At 71.1% G+C, this 20,030-nt stretch carries 17 protein-coding genes; 10 read left to right on the forward strand and 7 right to left on the reverse strand.

Going from position 1 to position 20,030, the window contains the following annotated elements:
* Positions 1 to 518: 518 nt before the first annotated feature.
* Positions 519 to 974: a type II 3-dehydroquinate dehydratase gene (locus ACWED2_RS42285; protein ID WP_449696133.1), complete on the reverse strand. Its 456-nt coding sequence runs from the start codon at positions 972 to 974 to the stop codon at positions 519 to 521.
* A gap of 187 nt (positions 975 to 1,161) precedes the next feature.
* On the opposite strand from ACWED2_RS42285, the gene ACWED2_RS42290 reads away from it, so the two are divergent.
* Complete coding sequence (locus ACWED2_RS42290) at positions 1,162 to 2,424, forward strand: cytochrome P450 (RefSeq protein ID WP_449696134.1); 1,263 nt, start codon at positions 1,162 to 1,164, stop codon at positions 2,422 to 2,424.
* A 255-nt stretch (positions 2,425 to 2,679) separates the two neighbouring features.
* On the opposite strand, the gene ACWED2_RS42295 is transcribed toward ACWED2_RS42290, so the two are convergent.
* Genes ACWED2_RS42295 through ACWED2_RS42305 form a run of 3 tightly spaced genes read right to left on the reverse strand, consistent with a single transcriptional unit; the run spans position 2,680 to position 5,114 of the window.
* The gene (locus ACWED2_RS42295) at positions 2,680 to 3,591 is read right to left on the reverse strand and encodes a transketolase family protein (protein ID WP_449696135.1); all 912 of its coding nucleotides are present in this window, start codon (positions 3,589 to 3,591) and stop codon (positions 2,680 to 2,682) included.
* Positions 3,588 to 4,280 (reverse strand): thiamine pyrophosphate-dependent enzyme, encoded by a 693-nt coding sequence (locus tag ACWED2_RS42300; RefSeq protein WP_449696136.1) that lies wholly within the window; start codon positions 4,278 to 4,280, stop codon positions 3,588 to 3,590. Before ACWED2_RS42300 ends, ACWED2_RS42295 begins: the two co-directional genes overlap by 4 nt.
* A 15-nt stretch (positions 4,281 to 4,295) precedes the next feature.
* On the reverse strand, positions 4,296 to 5,114 hold the full coding sequence (locus ACWED2_RS42305; RefSeq protein WP_449696137.1) for a 27-O-demethylrifamycin SV methyltransferase: 819 nt from the start codon (positions 5,112 to 5,114) through the stop codon (positions 4,296 to 4,298).
* A 197-nt stretch (positions 5,115 to 5,311) separates the two neighbouring features.
* On the opposite strand from ACWED2_RS42305, the gene ACWED2_RS42310 reads away from it, so the two are divergent.
* Genes ACWED2_RS42310 through mhpA form a run of 4 tightly spaced genes read left to right on the forward strand, consistent with a single transcriptional unit; the run spans position 5,312 to position 10,074 of the window.
* On the forward strand, positions 5,312 to 6,586 hold the full coding sequence (locus ACWED2_RS42310; RefSeq protein ID WP_449696138.1) for a cytochrome P450 family protein: 1,275 nt from the start codon (positions 5,312 to 5,314) through the stop codon (positions 6,584 to 6,586).
* 19 nt (positions 6,587 to 6,605) lie between these two features.
* Positions 6,606 to 7,379, forward strand: a complete 774-nt coding sequence (locus ACWED2_RS42315; protein ID WP_449696139.1) for a thioesterase II family protein — start codon at positions 6,606 to 6,608, stop codon at positions 7,377 to 7,379.
* Complete coding sequence (locus tag ACWED2_RS42320; RefSeq protein ID WP_449696140.1) at positions 7,376 to 8,575, forward strand: phthiocerol/phthiodiolone dimycocerosyl transferase family protein; 1,200 nt, start codon at positions 7,376 to 7,378, stop codon at positions 8,573 to 8,575. The genes ACWED2_RS42315 and ACWED2_RS42320 overlap by 4 nt, the downstream gene beginning before the upstream one ends.
* Positions 8,572 to 10,074: a bifunctional 3-(3-hydroxy-phenyl)propionate/3-hydroxycinnamic acid hydroxylase MhpA gene (mhpA, locus tag ACWED2_RS42325; protein WP_449696141.1), complete on the forward strand. Its 1,503-nt coding sequence runs from the start codon at positions 8,572 to 8,574 to the stop codon at positions 10,072 to 10,074. Before ACWED2_RS42320 ends, mhpA begins: the two co-directional genes overlap by 4 nt.
* 48 nt (positions 10,075 to 10,122) lie before the next feature.
* Here mhpA and ACWED2_RS42330 read toward each other — a convergent pair whose 3' ends face one another.
* A complete protein-coding gene (locus ACWED2_RS42330; RefSeq protein ID WP_449696142.1) occupies positions 10,123 to 11,544 on the reverse strand; it encodes an NDP-hexose 2,3-dehydratase family protein in 1,422 nt (473 codons plus the stop codon).
* Positions 11,545 to 11,710: 166 nt separating this feature from the next.
* On the opposite strand from ACWED2_RS42330, the gene ACWED2_RS42335 reads away from it, so the two are divergent.
* Both ACWED2_RS42335 and ACWED2_RS42340 read left to right on the forward strand, forming a co-directional pair.
* Positions 11,711 to 12,703, forward strand: coding sequence for a Gfo/Idh/MocA family protein (locus ACWED2_RS42335; RefSeq protein ID WP_449696143.1), 993 nt, complete (start codon positions 11,711 to 11,713; stop codon positions 12,701 to 12,703).
* A gap of 26 nt (positions 12,704 to 12,729) precedes the next feature.
* On the forward strand, positions 12,730 to 14,028 hold the full coding sequence (locus ACWED2_RS42340; RefSeq protein WP_449696148.1) for an aminotransferase family protein: 1,299 nt from the start codon (positions 12,730 to 12,732) through the stop codon (positions 14,026 to 14,028).
* Between the two features lie 46 nt (positions 14,029 to 14,074).
* Here the strand turns inward: ACWED2_RS42340 and ACWED2_RS42345 are convergent, their stop codons facing one another.
* Together ACWED2_RS42345 and ACWED2_RS42350 are read right to left on the reverse strand one after the other, a co-directional pair.
* Complete coding sequence (locus tag ACWED2_RS42345; protein WP_449696149.1) at positions 14,075 to 14,698, reverse strand: dTDP-4-dehydrorhamnose 3,5-epimerase family protein; 624 nt, start codon at positions 14,696 to 14,698, stop codon at positions 14,075 to 14,077.
* 30 nt (positions 14,699 to 14,728) lie between these two features.
* A complete protein-coding gene (locus ACWED2_RS42350) occupies positions 14,729 to 15,874 on the reverse strand; it encodes a glycosyltransferase (protein ID WP_449696144.1) in 1,146 nt (381 codons plus the stop codon).
* A 204-nt stretch (positions 15,875 to 16,078) separates the two neighbouring features.
* On the opposite strand from ACWED2_RS42350, the gene rfbH reads away from it, so the two are divergent.
* Genes rfbH through ACWED2_RS42365 form a run of 3 tightly spaced genes read left to right on the forward strand, consistent with a single transcriptional unit; the run spans position 16,079 to position 19,947 of the window.
* On the forward strand, positions 16,079 to 17,386 hold the full coding sequence (gene rfbH / locus ACWED2_RS42355; protein ID WP_449696145.1) for a lipopolysaccharide biosynthesis protein RfbH: 1,308 nt from the start codon (positions 16,079 to 16,081) through the stop codon (positions 17,384 to 17,386).
* Positions 17,387 to 17,444: 58 nt separating this feature from the next.
* Positions 17,445 to 18,710, forward strand: coding sequence for a cytochrome P450 family protein (locus ACWED2_RS42360; protein WP_449696146.1), 1,266 nt, complete (start codon positions 17,445 to 17,447; stop codon positions 18,708 to 18,710).
* A 25-nt stretch (positions 18,711 to 18,735) separates the two neighbouring features.
* Positions 18,736 to 19,947, forward strand: coding sequence for a cytochrome P450 (locus tag ACWED2_RS42365; RefSeq protein ID WP_449696147.1), 1,212 nt, complete (start codon positions 18,736 to 18,738; stop codon positions 19,945 to 19,947).
* The last annotated feature ends 83 nt before the right edge of the window (positions 19,948 to 20,030 follow it).

The following is a 20,030-nucleotide window of genomic DNA, read 5'->3' on the forward strand; positions in this document are numbered from 1 at the left end:
GATTTCACGGCGCGCCGCAGCTGCAGGGGATTTCTCCCGACACCGAGCATGAACGGCACGCCCCGTAGGGGCCGTTCCCCCCAATGTGTGCGCGCCGCGTCAAACAGTGTTCGCGCGGAGCGCGGAAGGTGAAATCAGCGTGTGGTGACACCCGGAAGACGCACCGGGGCGCACCACCACAACCTCCCCAGGTTTGATTCGTCAGAAATTAACATCTTGTGCGACCCACACTAGCTTCGGCTCAGCCGGTCGTCACCGACCATGTGACCCTGATCACACCTTTCGAAATGGTGAATAAGCGGCGTATTGCTTGTCGCACAAGGAAATTCGCGGATAGCGACCGGCCCGAATCAGCCCGATGGACTAGCGGGCAAACGGTTAGTAGTCAACCAACCAGGCCCGAAGATGATGTTCACGATAACGGTGGACTGGACCATGGGGGAACACCAGGTCAAGGTGAATACCCGGAAAGCGCCGTTCGCGGGCTGCTTCCGGGGCACCGAGGGCGGCTGGCGCAATCAGCGCAGTACATTCCCCGATTCGGCGGACAGGTGCAGCAACGCCCGCGCGGCCAGGCGGTAGCCGAAGGCGCCGAGACCCACCACCACCCCGCTCGCCAGCGGCGCGATGACCGACTCGTGCCGGAACCGCTCGCGCGCCCACACGTTGCTCAGGTGGACCTCCACCCACGGCGGTTCGTAGCTGGCCAGCGCGTCGCGCAGGCTCCAGCCCGCGATCATCAACGCGCCGGGGTTGACGATCGCCCCGACCGTCGTGTCGCGGTGCCGGTGGATCGCGCCGACCAGCTCACCTTCGCCGTCACGCTGGATCGGCACGACGTCCCACCCGTGGGGACGCACCTCTTCGGCGACCATCTTTTCGATGTCGGCCAGCGTGTCGGTGCCGTAGATCTCCGGCTCGCGCCGGCCCAGCACACCCAGGTTGGGACCGTTCAGCAGAAGGACGTCGGGCAACGGGACACACCTCGCTCAGCAGGGGGCCGGACCACCTCATGCTGTCGATGCCGCCGTGGGCCACCAACCCCCACGTTGATAGTTGCGGCCGGAGACCTATCAGACCGAGGGATGCCCGCCCGGCCGCGGGGAACTTAGGCTCGCGGCCGAGGCTTGTCCGGCGATCCGGGAATGGAGTTCCTCCGCAGTGACGATCAACGTGACCGAAAACGCGCCCAGCAACGAATCGCTGCGCTCACCGCTGCCCCCGGAGTTCGTCCGGCGCGAGGATCCGTTCCACGTGCCGCCCGCTTTGGTGGCCGTGGCCGAACGGGGTCCCGTCGCCAGGGCGACACTGGCCGCCGGCGATCCCTTCTGGCTCGTCTCCGGGTACGAGGAAGCGCGCGCGGTGCTTTCGGACCCGCGCTTTTCCTCCGACCGGTTCCGGTACCACCCGCGGTTCAAAGAACTGTCGGCCGAATTCCGGGAGCGCCTGCGCGACGACAAAGCGCGCGCCGGGTCGTTCATCAACATGGACCCCCCGGAGCACACTCGGTACCGGAAACTGCTCACCGGGCAGTTCACCGTCCGCCGGATCCGCGAGCTCGGCGCCCGGATCGACGAAATCGTCGCCGGACGGGTGGACGCCATGCTGGCCGGCGGCACCACCGCCGACCTGATGACCGAATTCGCGTTCCCCGCGCCGTCGCTGATGATCTGTGAACTGCTCGGAGTGCGCTACGAGGACCGGGCGGAGTTCCAGCAGCGCGCGTCCGCCCTGCTGCAGATGAACCAGCCGGTCGCGGAGGCGGTGAAGAACGCCGACGCCCTGCGCGCGTTCATGCAGGCACTGGTCGCGGACAAGCGCGACCACCCCGCCGGCGACCTCCTCTCCGGCCTGATCCACCACGCCGGCGCCGACCCCGCGCTCACCGACGACGAGCTGATCAACATCGCCAACCTGCTGCTCATCGCCGGCTACGACACCACGGCGAGCATGCTGGGGCTGGGCATCTTCGTGCTGCTCCAGCGCCCGGACCAGCTCGCCACGCTGCGCGACCACCCGGACCGCATCACCGACGCCGTCGAGGAGCTGCTGCGCTACCTGTCCGTGGTGAACCCGGGGATCTTCCGGTTCGCCAAGGAGGACCTCGAGTTCGGCGGCGAGCACATCCCGGCGGGCTCGACGGTGGTGGTCTCCGTGGTCGCCACCAACCGCGACGAGCGCCAGTGGCCGGACCCGGACCTCGACCTGACCCGCCCCCGCGGCCCCCACCTGGCGTTCGGCCACGGCGTGCACCAGTGCCTCGGCCAGCAGCTGGCCCGGATGGAGATGCAGGCGGGCTACGCCGAGCTGCTGCGCCGGCTGCCGAACCTGCGGCTGGCCGTGCCGCCGGAGGAGGTTCCGCTGCGCAACGACATGCTGACGTACGGGGTGCACTCGCTGCCGATCGCCTGGGACGCCCCTTAGGACACCGCCGAGAAGGCCCGGACCGCACGACGGCGGTCCGGGCCTTCCCATGTCCGGGTGTCGGAAGGGGCACCAGGCGTGATCGGGGGCGTATCTCGCGTGATTGGGGGCGTATCTCGCGTGACTGGAGGGGCATCGCGCGTGACTGGAGGGGCATCTCGCGTGATTGGCGGGGTGACACGGCGAAAGCCGGCTCCACGCCGCACCGTCTGGGGTGCCGGTGCGGCGTGGAGCCGGTGGGGTCCCGCTCGCGGGTCAGCCGACGAAGCGGGCGATCGAATCCGCCAGGGACTCGGCGTCCACGCCGAACAGGCGGTCGTGTTCCTCGGCCGTTCCGTACACGCGGGCCTCGCGGTCGCGCCACGTGCCGAACGAGCGGAGGCGGTGCGGGACGTCCGCCAGCGCCTCGGTGACCTCGAACGCCGAGGTGCCCCGCAGGTACGGCTCGACCAGCACGACGTTCGGCGCCGACGCGGTCACCGCCGCGCGCAGGCCGGCGTGGTCGAACGGGCGGATGGTCGACGCGTACAGCACCGTCACGTCCGCCGTGGCCGTCGCGGCCAGGACCTGGTCCAGCACCGGGCCGACCGCGACCACCACGCCCGCGCGGCCCTGGCGCAGCACCGCGAACTTGTCCGACACCGGCACCGCTTCGCTGTTCGCGCGTTCGGACAGCCGGACGTAGACGCGGTTGTCGCCCGCGATGGCCTGGCTCAGCAGCGGCGCGACCTCGTCCTCGTGGCCCGGGACGTGCACCGTCCAGCCCGGCAGCGTGTCCAGCAGGGCCACGTCGCCGGGGGCCTGGTGGGTGCGGCCCCACGACGGGTCGTCGTAGGAGGCGCCCACGCTGACCAGCACCGCGCCGACGTCCTGGTGGCCGAGGCCGATCTTGAGCTGCTCGAACGGCCGCTCGACGAGGAACGGCGCGTACGTGTGCACCACCGGCCGCTGGCCGGCCAGCGCGAAGCCGCCGGCGATGTCGATCATCGCCTGCTCGCGGATGCCGAAGTTGTGGACGCGGTCCGGGAACTCCTTCTTCACGTCCCAGAAGAACCACGACGAGATGTCGGCGGTCAGCATGACCACCCGCGGGTCCGTGGCCAGCGACTCGATCACCGATTCGGCGAAGACGGTCCGCATCTGCTTCCTGGTCACCTGGGCGGTCACGCGGTGCTCCCTTCCTCGACCGGGAGGATCTCCGCGACGACCGCGCGCGGCCGCCCGTCGGTCTCCCCGGTCAGCGCCTTCTCCAGCTCGTCGTGGTCGCGGCCGTCGACCGTGGCCGCGGCCCAGCCCTCCTGCTCGAAGCGCCCGGCGATGCCGCCCGGCCAGCCGAGGCTGGCCGTCTTGTTGTCGATGACGATCGCGGTGAGCCGGTCCAGCCCGAGCCGTCCGGCGATCGCCATCGTCTCGTGGTTGCTGCCCTCGTCGAACTCGCCGTCGCCCAGCAGGACGAACACGCGGGCGTCGCGGCCCTGGGCGCGCAGCCCGAGCGCGGTGCCGACGCCGAGCGGCAGGCCGTGGCCCAGCGAACCGGCGCTGATCTCCACGCCGGGCGCGAGGGTGCGGTCCGGGTGCATGCCGAGCGGCGAACCCCACTGCCGCCAGGTGTCCAGCGTCTCCGGCGGCATGAAGCCCTTCGCGGCGAGCACCGCGTAGTAGGCCATCGGGCCGTGGCCCTTGGAGAGGTAGAACCGGTCGCGGTCGGGGTCGTCGATGGTCGACGGCGACACGTTGAGCACGCGTTCGTAGAGCACCCAGATCGCGTGCAGCGTCGACGCCGCGGCCCAGCCGTGCTTCTCGTCCCCCGTCATCCGGCCGAACAGGCCGCGGAGGTTCTCTTCCGTCATCTGCATGGTTTCGGGCTTCCCTCAGTCGGGCTTGCGCGCGGTCAGGAGGACGTACCCCAGCGACGGTTCCTCGCTGAACGCGCGGAACCGGCCGAGCGTGACCTCGAACTGCGCGGCCTCGATGTGCTGCAGGGCCTCTTCCCGCAGCTCTTCGAACCGCTCCGCCGCCTTGGTCCACGACGGCCGGGTGTACTCGCTGACGTCTTCGCTGTGCTCGGGCTCGAGGCCGGCTTCACGCAGGTGGGCGTGGTACTCGTCGAGCGAGACGACCGACACCACACCCTTGCCGACCTCGCGGACGCGTTCGGCGTCGGCTTCCAGCCCGGCGGGGCCCGGCACGAGCAGGAAGTCGCCGAGGGCCAGCCGCCCGCCCGGGCGCAGCACGCGGGCCGCCTGGCGGATCACGTGCCAGCGGTCCGGCATGTGGTGCAGCGACTCCAGCGCCCAGACGAGGTCGAACGACCCGTCCTCGTACGGCAGCTCCATCGCGTCGGCGTACTCGAAGACGACCCGGTCGTCGACGTCGGCCTTGTACGCGCGGTCGTTCGCCCGCTCCACCTGCTTTTCGCTGATGGAGATGCCGGTGACCATGACGTCGTTCGCCACGGCCATCCGGATGGCGGGCTCACCGTTGCCGCAGCCGATGTCGAGCAGCCGGTCGCCCGCGCGCAGCGGGAGCATGGCGGCCAGCCGGTCGGTGAGCCGCGTGGTGGCCTCTTCGAGCGTCGCGGATTCGTCGTCCCAGTACCCGTGGTGCAGGTTCTCACCCCAGAGCTGGTCGAGCAGGTCCGCGAAAGCGTCGTAGCCCTTACCAATCTCGTTCGGAGTCGGCTTCGTCACCAGTACCCCTAAGCATCGTCTCGGCATCGTTGTCCGCAGGCTATGGGAGACACGGCGGGCCACGGCATCCCTCGTCCTGATAGTGCTCCGACCATCCATAAAGGACACACAGCCGAGCACTGCCAGGTTGGGGGATGCCCCGCTGGGCACCGCTTCCCTACCGTCCGACCCGGGCACGCTCCACGCGAACGGAAGGGATGGCCATGACCGCCACCGCCAAGCCTTCGGCCGAGCCGGTCGACCTGTTCTCCCCGGAAGTGGTCGCCGACCCGTTCGGCTGGTACGCGCGGTTGCGCGAAGAGCCGTTGCCGCACACCGGGACGCTGAACATCGGCACCATGATGGGTGGCCCGGACATGTGGCTGGCCACCCGTTACGAGGACGTCCTCACCGTCCTGACCGATCCCCGCTTCCTCACCAACCCGCCGGCCGACTCGCCGCTGGCCGACATCCGCGACGGCGTCTTCAAGGCGATGAACTTCCCCGAAGACCTCATCCCGTGGATGGCCAACAAGCTCAACACCGCCGACGGCGAGGACCACACGCGGCTGCGCAAGCTGGTCTCCTACGCGCTGACCGCGCGCCGCGTCAACGCGCTGCGGCCGCGCGTCGAGAAGATCACCGCGGACCTGCTCGACCACATGGCCGAGCTGGGCAAGGACGGCTCGCCGGTGGACATCGTCGAGGAGTTCTGCTTCCCGCTGCCGGTCACGGTCATCTGCGAGCTGGTCGGCATCGACGAGCCCGACCGCGCGGCCTGGCACGCCTGGGGCAACGCGATGGCGACGATGGACGGCCCCAGCATCCCGCCCGCACTGCGCAAGTGCATCGCCCTCTCGCGCGAGCTGATGGCCCGCCGGCGCGTCGAGCCGAAGGACGACCTGGTCACCGCGCTCGTGCAGGCCCAGGCGGAGGACCCCGGCCGGGTGTCCGACGACGAGATCGTCGGGATCCTGTTCAGCCTCGTCACCGCCGGGCACCAGACGACGACGTACCTGATCGGGAACTCTGTGCTCTTCCTGCTGGAGCACCCCGGCCAGCTCGCCCGGCTCAAGGCCGAGCCGACGCTGTGGGCGCAGGCCGTGCGGGAGCTGCAGCGGCTGGGCCCGCTCCAGTTCACGCAGGCGCGCTTCCCGTCCGAGGACGTCGAACTGGGCGGCGTCACGATCCCGCGGGGGACGCCGGTCGCGCCGCTGCTGCTGGCCGCCAACACCGACCCGCGCAAGTTCGACGAGCCGGACAAGCTGATCGTCGACCGGCTGAGCGTCGCCAACGAGCTGCACCTGTCCTTCGGCAAGGGCATCCACCGCTGCCTGGGCCAGCACCTCGCCTACCAGGAGGCCGAGGTGGCGCTGCACGGGCTGTTCACCCGGTTCCCGGACCTGGCGCTCGCCGTGCCCCGCGAGGAGATCCCGTGGATCCTCCGGCCGGCGTTCACCCGGACCAAGACGCTCCCCCTGAAACTCGCTTAGCCCCGAAAGGCAGTCCCCCGTGCACCGACCAGACACCGAGAAGTGGTTACGCCGTTTCGAGCGGACACCGGACGCGCGAGCCCGGCTCGTGTGCCTGCCCCACGCCGGCGGCTCGGCCAGCTTCTTCTTCCCGCTCGCCAAGGCTCTCGCTCCCGCGGTGGAGGTCCTCGCGGTCCAGTACCCGGGCCGCCAGGACCGGCGCCACGAACCACCCGTCGACAGCATCGGCGGGCTGGTGAACCGGCTCCTCGAAGTGCTGCGCCCGCCGGACGACCGGCCGCTGGCGCTGTTCGGGCACAGCATGGGCGCGATCATCGGCTACGAGCTGGCGTTGCGGATGGCCGAAGCCGGGCTGCCCGCGCCGGCGCACCTGTTCGCGTCCGGGCGGCGGGCGCCGTCGCGCTACCGCGACGACGACTTCCGCGGCGCCTCGGACGAGCGGCTCGTCGCCGAGCTGCGGAAGCTGGGCGGGTCCGACGCGGCCATGCTCGCCGACCCGGAGCTGCTGGCCATGGTGCTGCCCGCGATCCGTAGCGACTACCGCGCGGTCGAGACCTACCGGCACGAACCGGGACGGCGGCTGGACTGCCCGGTCACGGTGTTCACCGGCGACCGCGATCCGCGGGTGTCGGTCGAGGAGGCCCGCGCCTGGGCGGAGCACACCACCGGGCCCGCCGAACTGCGGGTGCTGCCGGGCGGCCACTTCTTCCTGGTCGACCAGGCCGCCCCGATGATCGCGACGATCACGGAGAAGCTGGCCGGCGTCGCGCTGTCCACGGGAGGCAAGCCGTGACGCGAGCCGCTGTCCGGCGGGCGCTGGCGCCCAGCGAAAGCATCCACGCCGCCAAAGAGGCCTACATCGGGTACACCGTGCGGGCCGAGGGCCGGCTCGACCCGGACGCGCTGACCACGGCGTTCGAAGCGGTCTGCCGCGCCTACCCGCAGCTTTCGGCGCGGGTGGAGTTCGACGCCGGCCGCGCGGTGCTCACCGAGTCCGACGCGCCGCCGGAGATCCGGTTCGCCGACGGTGCCACCGACCGGCCGCTGGCCGGGCTGAACCTCGACCAGAGCCGCTCGCTGAGCGCGCTCAACGTCGTCCGGGACGGCGACGAGGCCGGTGTCTGCCTGGCGATCCAGCACAGCGTCGCCGACGCCCACCACGCCACCGCGCTCCTCTCGACGCTGTGGTCCTGCTACACCGACGTCGTCGAGGGCGTGCCGCTCGACCTGGGCCGCCACCCCTTTCCGCAGTCGCTGGAGGACCTGCTGGCCGAGCGCGGCATCCACGCGAACGGGCCGGCCACCGCGGTGGCCCCACCGGCGGGCGCCCGGCCGGATCCCGTCACCCGGCCCGTCGTGCAGCTCCGGCTGACCGAGGCCGAGACGGCGGCACTGGTGGAACTCGGGCACCGCGAGAAGGTGACGATCAACGGCCTGGTGTCGGGTGCGGTGCTGCTCGCCGAGGCCGAGATCCGGGACATGTCGCTGACCGACCTCGTCCACCGGTACTCGGTGAACCTGCGCAGCAGGCTGACGCCCCCGGTCGGTGCGACCGAAGGCACGAACGTGCTCGGCGGGGCCGGCTTCGAGGTGCCGGCCGGGCTGGCGCCCGACGCCGTCGTCATCGGCCGGGCGATCGGCGATCAGCTGCGGGCCGGTCTCGCCGACGGTTCCGTGCAGCGCAGCATCCTGGACATGTTCTCCCGGCCCGCGGCCGCGAAACCGTGGGACCCGAAACTCGCGCTGGCCGTGGTCAGCGTCATGAACTGGGGCGTCGTCCCGCCGATGCGGACGCCGGACGGGCTGCGGCTGACCAACCTGCACTCGGCGTCCCGGATGCGGGAGACCGTCGCGCTCGGCGGCTACGTGCTGAGCAGCTTCGGCGGCCGGGTGGGCCTCGACCTGGGCTGGCCGGAGGGTGATCCCTCGCTGCCGCAACGTCTGGACTGCCTGCGCGACCAGCTGACCCGCCTTGTGAGGCTCTCTTGACGGACACGGACGTCGTCATCGTCGGCAACGGCCCGATCGGCGCCACCCTGTCGGTGCTGCTGGCCCAGCGCGGCTGGCGGGTGACCGTGCTGGAGCGCCGGCCCCGGCCGTACCGGCTGCCGCGGGCGACCAGCTTCGACGGCGAGACCGCCCGGCTGCTGGCCGCCACCGGCATCGGCCCGGACCTCGGGCGGATCACCGCCCCGGCCAACGGCTACCAGTGGCAGACCGCCGACGGGCAGACGCTGCTCGACATCGCCTTCACCACCGAAGGCCCGTACGGCTGGCCCGACGCGAACACCATGCACCAGCCCGCGCTGGAAGAGCTGATCGCCGCCCGGGTGGCCGACCTGCCCGGGATCACCGTGCTCCGCGGGCACGAAGTCGTGGCCATCGCCGACGGCTCGCTCGTCCAGGTCACCACCGTTGATTCCGACGACGTCTCGCGGACGCTGTCGGCGCGGTGGGTCGTGGGCTGCGACGGCGCCAACAGCTTCGTGCGCGAGCACCTCGAGGTGCCGGTGACCGACCTCGGCTTTTCCTACGAGTGGCTGCTCTGCGACGTCCAGCTGAAGGAACCACGCGAATTCGTGCCGACGAACGTGCAGATCTGCGACCCGGCGCGGCCCACGACACTGGTGGGCAGCGGGCCCGGCCGCCGCCGCTGGGAGTTCATGCGGCTGCCGGGCGAGACCGCGGCGGCGCTGAACGAAGACGAGACGGCGTGGCGGCTGATGGCACCCTTCGGCGTCACGCCCGAGACCGCGACCCTGCTGCGCAGCACCACCTACATCTTCCAGGCGCGGTGGGCGGACCGGTGGCGGGTGGGGCACGTCCTGCTCGCCGGCGACGCGGCGCACCTCATGCCGCCGTTCGCCGGGCAGGGCCTGTGTTCCGGCATCCGGGACGTCACCAACCTGGCGTGGAAGCTCGACCTCACGCTCCGCGACCTGGCCCCGGAGTCCTTTTTGGACAGTTACGGCGAGGAACGCCGGGAGCAGGCTCGCGAGGCGATCCTGTCGTCGGTCCAGCTGGGCCGCGTGATCTGCGTGACGGACCCGGCGGCCGCCGCCGAGCGGGACGCGACCGTGCTGGCCAACCGCCGTGGCAAGCCCGCGGGCCGTCCCGAACCGGCGAAACCGCTCACCGGCGGGTTGCTGCACGAGAGCCCGGGTGCGGGCGTGGTCGTGCCGCAGGGCCGGGTCAGCCTGGCCGGGACCACCGGGCTGTTCGACGACGTCATCGGCCGCGGTTTCGTGCTGCTCACCACCGAAGACGCTCCCGCGGAGGTGTTGGCCGACCTCGGCACCCACGTCGTCCGGCTGGACGACGCCGTGGACACCGACAACGTCTACCGGCCCTTCCTGGCCCGCTTCGGAGCGGCTTCGATGCTGGTGCGGCCGGACTACCACGTCTTCGGCACCGCGGGCCCGGGCGGCCTCGACGCGCTGGCCGACGACCTGCGGGACCGGCTGCGCACCGCGGTTCCCACGGCCTGAGGTACGACGAACGGGCCGGTCCTGCGGGACCGGCCCGTTCGTCGTCCGTCAGAAGCTGCGCATGCCCGCCATCAGGCTGCGCAGCTCCACCGTCAGGTAGTTGCTGTGCGACAGCAGGGACATCAGCTGGCTCAGCGTCGTCCAGAGGAAGCGGTCGTCGGGCTCGGCGGCGAAGTCGTCCTCGACCTCGATCACCAGGTAGCGGTTCTGCGCGTGGTAGAACCGGCCGCCTTCCTCGGAATGCACGACGTCGAGGCGGACGCGGCCGGTCGGGGCGGCCAGTGCGTAGTCGAGGTAGGGCGGGCGGTGCTCCGCCGGCGCGTCGGCGTAGTTCCCCGGCTGGCAGTGCACGGTCGCGGTCAGCTCGGCGATGTTGAGCGTGCCGGCGTCGCTGCGGGCCTGCACCAGCGCGTGCAGCGTGCCGCCGATCCGCTTGACCAGCAACGCCAGCAGGCCGGACTGCCGGGGCGCCACCAGCGGCTGGGTCCACGAACCGACCTCGCGGTTGCTGGCTTCCACAGCCACCGCGACGACGTCGAAGTACTTGCCGTCGCGGTGGTCGATGACGTCGTGGCCGAGGCGCCAGCCGTCCTCGGCGATCTCCTTGAGCGGCACCCGGCGCTGCACCAGCTCCTGGCGGGCGCGCACCTCGGTGAGCCAGCTGAGGATGTGGCCGGGGTCGTGCACGGCCCGGGCGCGGCCGGACAGCGAGCGGTGGACCGCTTCGACGAACGAGCCGTCACCGGTGGCCGCCTCACCCGGCCGCGCCAACGCGGGCGGCACGCACGCGAGGACGGTCCGGGAGTCCATGTTCACCATGTGGTCCAGCCGCAGCAGCCGCCGGATCTGGTCGAGCGTGAGCCAGCAGAAGTCCTCGTCGAGCGGGACGTCGTCGTCGGTCTCGACGACGATGTTGCGGTTGCGCTTGTGCAGGAACCACGAGCCCTGCTCGGACTGCAGGCCGTCGAACAGCACGCGTCCGCGGGAGCCCGGCCGGAAGTACTCCAGGTACTTGGTGGCCGCGCCGCCGTGCACCTTCATGTAGTTGCTGCGGGTGGCCTGCACGGTCGGCGAGATCTGCAGCCCGTTGATGTTGCCCGGCTCCATCTTCGCCTGCATCAGGCAGTGCGGGATCCCGTCGAACCGCTTGACCAGGATGCCGAGCACGCCGATTTCCGGCTGCACGATGATCGGCTGGGCCCACTCGCCCACCCAGGGCCGGTCGGTCCGGACGCGCAGGCCCTCCACCGAGAAGAACCGGCCGCTGGCGTGCACCAGGTTGCCGGTGTCCGGCTCGAAGTCCCAGCCGGACAGGTCCGCGAACGGGATCCGGTCCACCTGGAAGCTGTTCGCGCGGGCCCGCGCGTTGAACCAGGAGTGGAAGTCCGCCATGGACATGACTGCTTCGTCGGCCACGGCGTCGGAGCGTCCGTCCCGCGCCGTGTCCTCGTGTATCGCGCTGTGGACCACGTCACTCCCTTCCTCGGCTGCGGCGAGCCTAAGCCGGGCGCGGCCGGGCGGGCATCCCTCGACCTGATAGGACGGCGGCCTCGCTATCAGGACGAGGGATGTCCGGCCGGCCCCGGCTGCCCTAGCGTGGGTGGCACCGAAATCGTGCGTCCGTGAAGGAGATCCCGTGGCCCCACTGCGCATCGGGATCATGGGATGCGCGAGCATCGCGCTCCGCAAGGTGCTCCCCGCCATGGCGGCCCTGCCCCGCACGGAAATCGCGGCGATCGCCAGCCGGAACGCCGGCAAAGCCGCGGAAATCGCCCGCGCCTACGGATCCCGCGCGGTGCAAGGCTATTCGGCGCTGCTCGATCTCGACGACGTCGAAGCCGTCTACATCCCGCTCCCGAACGCCGCGCACGCCGGGTGGATCGAGCAGGCACTGGCCGCCGGCAAGCACGTGCTCGCCGAAAAACCCCTGACCACCAGCGTTTCCCGCACGCGGGACCTGCTCGCCGCCGCGCGGTCGGCCGGGCTCGTGCTGATGGAGAACGTCATGTTCCTCCACCACAGCCAGCACGCGGCGGTCCGGGAGCTCCTCGCGGACGGCGCGATCGGCGAACTGCGGGCGTTCCACGCCGCGTTCGCCGTGCCGGCCCGCCCGGCCGACGACATCCGCCACCGCGCCGAGCTCGGCGGCGGTGCCCTGCTGGACACCGGTGTCTACCCGGTGCGCGCGGCGATTTCCTTCCTGGGCGGCGAAGTCGACGTCGTCTCCGCGGTGCTCACCCGGCGCCACGGTCACCCCGTCGACTCCGCCGGGCAGGCGCTGCTGTGCACCGGCGACGGCGTGGGCGCGTCCGCGACCTTCGGGATCGACCACGCCTACCGGTCCGGCTACGAGCTTTGGGGCAGCGAAGGACGGATCGTGCTCGATCACGCGTTCACCCCGCCCGCCGACCACATTCCGTTGCTGCGCCTGGAACGACGCTCGGGCGTTGACGAAATCCCGCTGCCGCCCGACGATCAGGTGGCGAACACGTTGACCGCCTTCGCGACGGCCGTCCGCTCGGGACGGCTCCCCGACACCGACGACGTGGCGCGGCAGGCCGTGCTCGTCGACGACATCCGCACCAAGGCGAGGCTTTACGTCGATCACGCCACCGAGCCGGTGGGCTGAGGCCAGGAGGAGACCCGATCGTGACGATGACCGCGCAGGAAGCGCCGTCCCAGCTCTTGGCGGCCCGGCTGCAGATCCCCCCGATCCCGTACAGCCACGCCGCCGGGTCGTGGGTGTACGCCTCCGACGGCACGCGCTACCTCGACGGCGCCAGCGGGATCGTCAACGTCAACATCGGCCACGCCCACCCCGTGGTGGTCGAGGCGCTGCGGGACCAGGTCGGGATCTGCACCTACGCCAGCCCGGGCACGTTCGCGCCCGAGCTGATGGAGCAGCTCGCCGCGGCCACCGCACGGGCGGTGCACCGGCCGGACGACCGGGTCATGTTCACCCCCACCGGAACGCACGCGACGGAATCCGCCGTCGCGCTGGCCAGGCTGGTGCAGCGCGCCCGCGGCGAAGAGGGCAGGCACAAGATCCTGACCTCGACACTGGGCTACCACGGCAACAGCGCGTTCATGCTCGCACTGTCCGGCCACCGGTCCCGCCGTCCGCACCAGGACGACAGCTTCGGCCTCGCCCCCGCGTTCAACCCGCCCTACCCCGGCCAGCACCTCGACTGCCCGTTCCCCACCTGCCGCGTCGAGTGCGTGCGGGCGGTGCGCGACGCGATCGTCGCGGCCGGCCCGGAGAGCGTCGCGGCGGTCATGCTGGAGCCGGTCAACGGCACGACCGGCGGCGGGTTCGTCCCGCCGGCGGGATACCTGCGGGCGCTGCGCGAGGTCTGCGACGAGTTCGGCGTCCTGGTCATCCACGACGAGGTCCTCACCGGCCTGGGCCGATGCGGGCTCCCGCTGGCCTCGCACCACACACCGGGCTCGGCGGCGGACATCGTCACGCTGTCGAAGGGCCTCGGCGCCGGGTACGTCCCGCTGGCGGCCACGATGATCGCCCCGGACCTGGCCGAGGACATCATGTCCAGCGGCAAGTGGCTGCCGCTGATGGGCACGATGTCGGCGACGCCGTTGCAGGGCCGGGCCGGGCTGGCGGTGCTGTCGGTGCTGGACGACCTCGGCGTCCTCGACCGCGACGAAGTCCGCGGCGCGGCCCTCGGCCGGCTGGTGGCCGACGCGGTGCGGGGGCGGTCCGTGGTGACGGACGTGCGTGGGCTGGGGTACTTCTACGGCATCGAGCTGGCGTCGGGCACCCTCGGCGACGTCATGCGGATCACCCGGGGCAAGGGGCTTTTGCTGTACCCGTACGTCGGCTTCCACCCGGACCGCACGGGCGAGGGGCTGCTGGTGGCCCCACCGCTGAACGCGACCGACGGCGATCTCGACTTCCTCGGCGAGACACTCCGCACCGCACTCGAACAGGTGGCGTGACGGAACGGCCCGGGACCGCGGTCCCGGGCCGTTCCGTTGCGGTGGTTCAGGAAGCCGCGGCCGCCTCGGCCGGCCGCACGCGAGCCGCCCGCAGCGCCAGGCACTCCTCGTACCGCGGCAGCAGACCGAGTTCGCCGGCCTCCCGCAGCGTCGGCGCGGCCGCGTCGCGGTCGGACAGGATGGGCTCGCCCGGCAGGTTCAGCGGCAGGCCGATCCCGGGATCGAGCGGGTTGACGGTGAGGACCTCCGCCGGCCGGTAGAGGTCGGACAGCAGGTACTGGACGCACGTGTCGTCTTCGAGGGCCACGAACGCGTGGCCGAGGCCCTCCTCGACGTACACCGCGGTGCCGCCGTGGGGGTTGAGCACGATCATGTCCCACTGCCCGAACGTCGGCGAGCCGGTGCGCACGTCGACGACGAAGTCGAGCAGCGAGCCCCGCAGGCACGTCACGAACTTCGCGAGGCCGGGCGGGGTGGCCGCCCCGTGCACGCCGCGCACCACGTTGCGGCACGACGTCGAGACGTTGGCCTGCAGGAACCTCGGCCGGTAGCCGAGCGCCTCGGCCAGCACGTCTTCGCGGTAGACCTCGAAGAAGTCGCCGCGCTCGTCGCCGAACGACCTGGACGACACGAGGTGCGCGCCGCCGATGCCGAGCGGCCGCACGCTCATGCTGCGGGTGCTGACGCTGCCCATGTCCGTTTAGGACGCTTCCTGGACGAGCCGCTCGATGCGCACCGCCACCTCGTTCGGCGACGGCAGCGCGGCGATCTCCCGGGCGAGCCCGCCCGCGGCCGCCTTGAACGCCGGGTCGGCGACCAGCTCGCCGCAGGTCTTCGCGATGACCTCGCTCGTGGCCTCCTCCGGGGAGAGCACCACCGCGGCACCGGTGCCGGCGAGGCGGCGGGCCATGGCGTTGGCGCGGAAGAGGTTGGGGTCCGGGAGCAGCACCTGCGGCACGCCGAAGCTCAGGCCCGTCATCATCGTGCTGCCACCGGTCTGGTGCACCAGGACGTCACAGGTCGGCGCGACGACGTCCAGCGGGATCCAGCCCGCGCGCACGTTCTTCAGCCGCTCACGCAGCTCCGGCGCCGCGTCCTCGGTGACGGCGACGACGACTTCGGCGTCCAGCGTGGCGATCTGCTCGACGACCCCCTGCAGGAAGTCGTACTGGTTGTAGTTCGCGACGCCGGTGCCGACGGTGACGCCGATCCGGGTGCCCGCGCCCTTGGTGTACATCCACGGTTCCAGCACGGACTGCGAGTTGCCCGGGATCCACCGCATCGGCTGGCCGCCCTCGAGGTCTTCCGGCAGCAGGCTCGGCGGCGCGATTTCGATCGTCATCGCGGGCTCGGGCAGGCCGTCGAGGCCGAGCTCCTCGAGCTGGTCGCGCAGCTGCTCCTCGGCTCCTTGGTCCATCAGCCGCGGGGAGTGGATGTCCCAGGCGTGGCGCACGTACGGCACGCCGAGGTGGGCAGCCAGCAGCGGGCCGGAGTACGAGGTGACGCCGCTGATGATCACGTCCGGGCGCCAGTCCTTGCTGAACGCCAGCAACGCGTCCAGGGTCACGTATTCCATGTGCGCGTACCAGCGGCCCGCCATGATTTCGCGTTCGCGGGGGTCGTCGGGCACGTGCGTCAGGCCGCTCTCGGCGATGACCTGCCGCGGGGACACCCCCGGCACGGTGGTCCGCACCGCGGACAACCCGACGCCGGCGATGGTGTCGACCATCTCGTCGACCGACGCCGTGGTCATCACCTGGTGCCCGGCGCCCCGCAGGGCGTTCGCGAGCGGGACGTGGCTGAACACCGTCGACGGGGCGACCCCGGCGAGATTGAGAACCTTCACAAGATCGTCCTCCCAGGGGGGTGGCTGGTGTCGGCTCCAGCTTGCCCACGAGGACGGCCCGGGCCATCACCAACGCGAGTAGTCCCGGGCGGTTGCCGGAAGCGGCCTACCACGTTGAGGGATGTCCCTTTCCTCCGGCGCTTCTAGCGTGGCTGAAGCGTTAGGTCCGCAATCCGCACTCGAGGAGCAGGGGATCGATCCGACATGGTCGACTCAGCCCGATCGGACCTGCTGGCGCAGGTCCGCGACTACCACGACGCCCAGTCCCCCGGGCCGGCGCCGTTCATCCCGGGGCGGACGCCGATCCTGTCGTCCGGGGCGGTGCTGGACGCCGCCGACCGCGAAGCCCTGGTGGCCGCCGCGCTCGACCTGCGCATCGCCTCCGGCACGATCGCGACGAAGTTCGAGTCGGCCTTCGCCCGGAAACTCAAGCGGCGCAAGGCGGTCCTGACGAACTCCGGGTCTTCGGCGAACCTGCTGGCGCTGAGCACCCTGACGTCCCCGACGCTGGGCGACGAGCGGCTGAAGCCGGGCGACGAGGTGGTCACGGTCGCGGCCGGCTTCCCGACCACGGTGAACCCGATCCTGCAGAACGGCATGATCCCGGTGTTCGTCGACATCGAGCTCGGCACGTACAACACGACGGCCGAGCGGGTCGAGGCCGCGATCTCCCCGCGCACGCGCGCCATCATGATCGCGCACACGCTGGGAAATCCGTTCCCCGTCGCGGAAGTCGCCGAAATCGCGAAGCGCCACAGCTTGCACCTCATCGAGGACAACTGCGACGCCGTCGGCTCGACGTACCACGGGCAGCTCACCGGCACGTTCGGCCGGTTCTCGACGGTGTCCTTCTACCCCGCCCACCACCTGACCATGGGCGAGGGCGGGATGCTGCTGTCCTCGGACATCAAGCTGGCCAAGCTGGCGAAGTCGTTCCGCGACTGGGGCCGCGACTGCTGGTGCGAGCCGGGCGAAGACGACCGCTGCCTCAAGCGGTTCGACCTCCACCTGGGCACGCTGCCGGAGGCCTACGACCACAAGTACGTCTTCTCCGAGGTCGGCTACAACCTCAAGAGCACCGACATCCACGCCGCGCTCGGGCTGAGCCAGCTGGCGAAACTGCCGGACTTCATCGAGGCCCGCAAGCGGAACTGGCGCCAGCTGCGCGAAGGCCTGGACGGGCTGCCCGGGCTGATCCTCCCGGAGGCCACGCCGGGCAGCGACCCGAGCTGGTTCGGGTTCATCATCACGGTGCAGCCCGACGCGGGCTTCGCCGTGCCCGAGGTGGTCGACTACCTGGAAGCGCGCAACATCCGCACCCGGCGGCTGTTCGCGGGCAACCTCACCCGCCACCCCGCCTACATCGGCAAGCCGCAGCGCATCGCCGGCCCGCTGACCAACAGCGACATCGTCACCGAGCGGACGTTCTGGATCGGCGTCTACCCGGGGATCACCACGGAGATGATCGAGTACGTGATCGGCACGCTCAAGGAGTTCGTCGCCACGCACTGACCGCGCGAGTGTCCACAACGGACCGTGCGTAGCCGGATCCAACACGAAAGGAAGGCCCATGACCACCACTGCCGAGACTTCGGCCGAACCGGTCGACCTGTTCTCCCCGGAAGTGGTCGCCGACCCGTGGGGAGCGCACGCGGCGGTGCGCGAGGCGCCGACGCTGCAGATCGGCGGCTTCATGGGCGGGCCGCCGATGTACCTGGCCGCCCGCTACGAAGACGTCCGCCAGGTCCTGATGGACCAGCGCTTCCAGTGCAACCCGCTGGCCGACTCGCCCGCCGAGGACATCCGCAACGGCGTCTTCCGGCACCTGGACATGCCGGAGGAGCTGATCCCCTGGCTGAAGAACCTCATCAACGCCTCCGACGGCGAGGAGCACGCCCGGCTGCGCAAGCTGGTCTCCTACGCGCTCACCGCGCACCGGGTCGGCAAGTTCCGCCCCCGCGTCGAAGAGCTCACCTCCGAGCTGCTCGACAAGCTGGCAGCCGAGGGCGGTGACGGCACGCCGATCGACCTCGTCGAGTCGTACTGCTACCCGCTGCCGGTCACGGTGATCTGCGAGCTGGTCGGCGTCGACGCGGAAGACCGCCCGCAGTGGCGCGCGTGGAGCGACGCGATGGCCACCCTGGACGGCAAGCGGCTGCCCGAAGAGGTCCGCAAGACGCTCATCGCGGCGCGCGGGATGATCGAGCGGCGGCGTGCCGAGCCGAAGGACGACATGGTCACCGCGCTCGTCGAGGCGCAGGCCAAGAACCCCGGCATCGCCACCGACGACGAGCTGGTCGGCATCCTGTTCAGCCTGGTCACCGCCGGGCATCAGACGACGACGTACCTGATCGGCAACTCGGTGCTGGCCCTGCACGAGCACCCGGACCAGCTGGCGCGGCTGAAGGCGGACCCGACGCTGTGGCCGCAGGCCGTGCGCGAGTTGCAGCGCCTGGGCCCGATCCAGTTCGGGCAGCCGCGGTTCGCCACCGAGGACATCGAGGTGGGCGGCACGGTGATCCCGCGCGGGATGCCGGTCGTGCCGCTGATCATGGCCGCCAACAGCGACCCGCGGAAGTTCCCCGAGCCGGAGAAGCTGAAGATCGACCGGCTCGCCGTCGGCAGCGAGAGCCACCTCGGCTTCGGCAAGGGCATCCACCGCTGCCTCGGCCAGCACGTCGCCTACCTGGAGGCGGAAGTGGCGCTGCGCGGGCTGTACACGCGGTTCCCGGACATGACGCTGGCGGTGCCGCGCAAGGAGATCCCGTGGATATTGCGGCCTGGCTTCACCCGGACCAAGGACCTGCCGGTGCGGCTCGTCGCGCCGGCGTCCTGACGCCCCTTCGTCGGAGGAGATTCCCTTGACCGAGACCGTCGCCTTCCCGCAAGACCGCACCTGCCCGTACCAGCCGGCGCCGGGCTACGAGCCGCTCGCCGACCGGCGCCCGATCGCCGAGGTCACCCTGTACGACGGCCGCAAGGCCTGGGCGGTCACCGGGCACGAGCTGGCCCGCAGGCTGCTGACCGACCCGCGCATCTCCAGTGACCGGACCAATCCCGCGTGGCCGATGGTCAGCGCGGCCGCGGCCGTCGAGTTCACCGACGTCCAGCAGAAGGTCATCAAGCTGCTCACCGCGCTGGTGGGCGTCGACGGCCCGGCCCACCGGGCGCGGCGCAAGCTGGTGCAGGCGGGGTTCACGGTCAAGCGGATCGACTCCCTGCGGCCGAAGATCCAGGCGATCGTCGACGGGCAGATCGACGAGATGATCGCCGAAGGCGCGCCCGCGGACCTGCTCAAGAAGTTCGCTTCGCCGGTGCCGCTGATGGCGTTGTGCGACCTGCTCGGCATCCCGCACGAGGACCAGGACTACTTCGAGCAGAAGGCGCACCAGATCCTGTTCGGGCCGGACGCCGGCGGGGCCTACGACGAGCTGATGGCCTACCTGACCAAGCTGATCGAGAAGGCCCAGCAGAACCCGGCCGAGGAGGGCTTCCTGCAGGCCCTGCTCGCCGAGCGCGACCCGGCGAGCGACATCGACCACGAGGAAATCCTCCAGATGTTCCTCATCGTGCTGGTGACCGGCCACGACACGACGTCCAGCTCGATCGGCCTGGGTGCGTTCACGCTGCTGCAGCACCCGGAGAAGCTGGCCGAGCTGCGGGCGGACCCGTCGCTGATGCCCGCCGCGGTCGACGAGCTGACCCGGTTCGTGGTCGTCCCGGACGGCCTGCAGCGGGTGGCCGCGGCCGACATCGAGGTCGACGCGGACACCACCATCCGCGCGGGCGACGGCGTGTTCTTCCTGTTCTCGCTCATCAACCGGGACGAGGAAGCCTACGACGACGGCGACCGGCTGGACTGGCACCGCCCGACGTTCCGCGACCACCTGACCTACGGGTTCGGGACGCACCAGTGCGCGGGGATGAACCACGCGCGCGCCATCATGGAAATCGCTTTCCAGCGGCTGATCGACCGGCTGCCGGGATTGCGCCTGGCGGTCCCGGCCGACGAAGTCCGGGTCAAGCCGGGGGACGCGTTCCAGGGATTGGCCGAGCTGCCGGTCACCTGGTAGCGCGTTGGTTCGCTGCGGCCGGCCGGGGATTCCCCGGCGCCCGCCCCTTTTAGCCCCACGCCCCGCGCGGGCGGTGCCCCCGC

Source organism: Amycolatopsis sp. NPDC005003 (assembly GCF_053600695.1).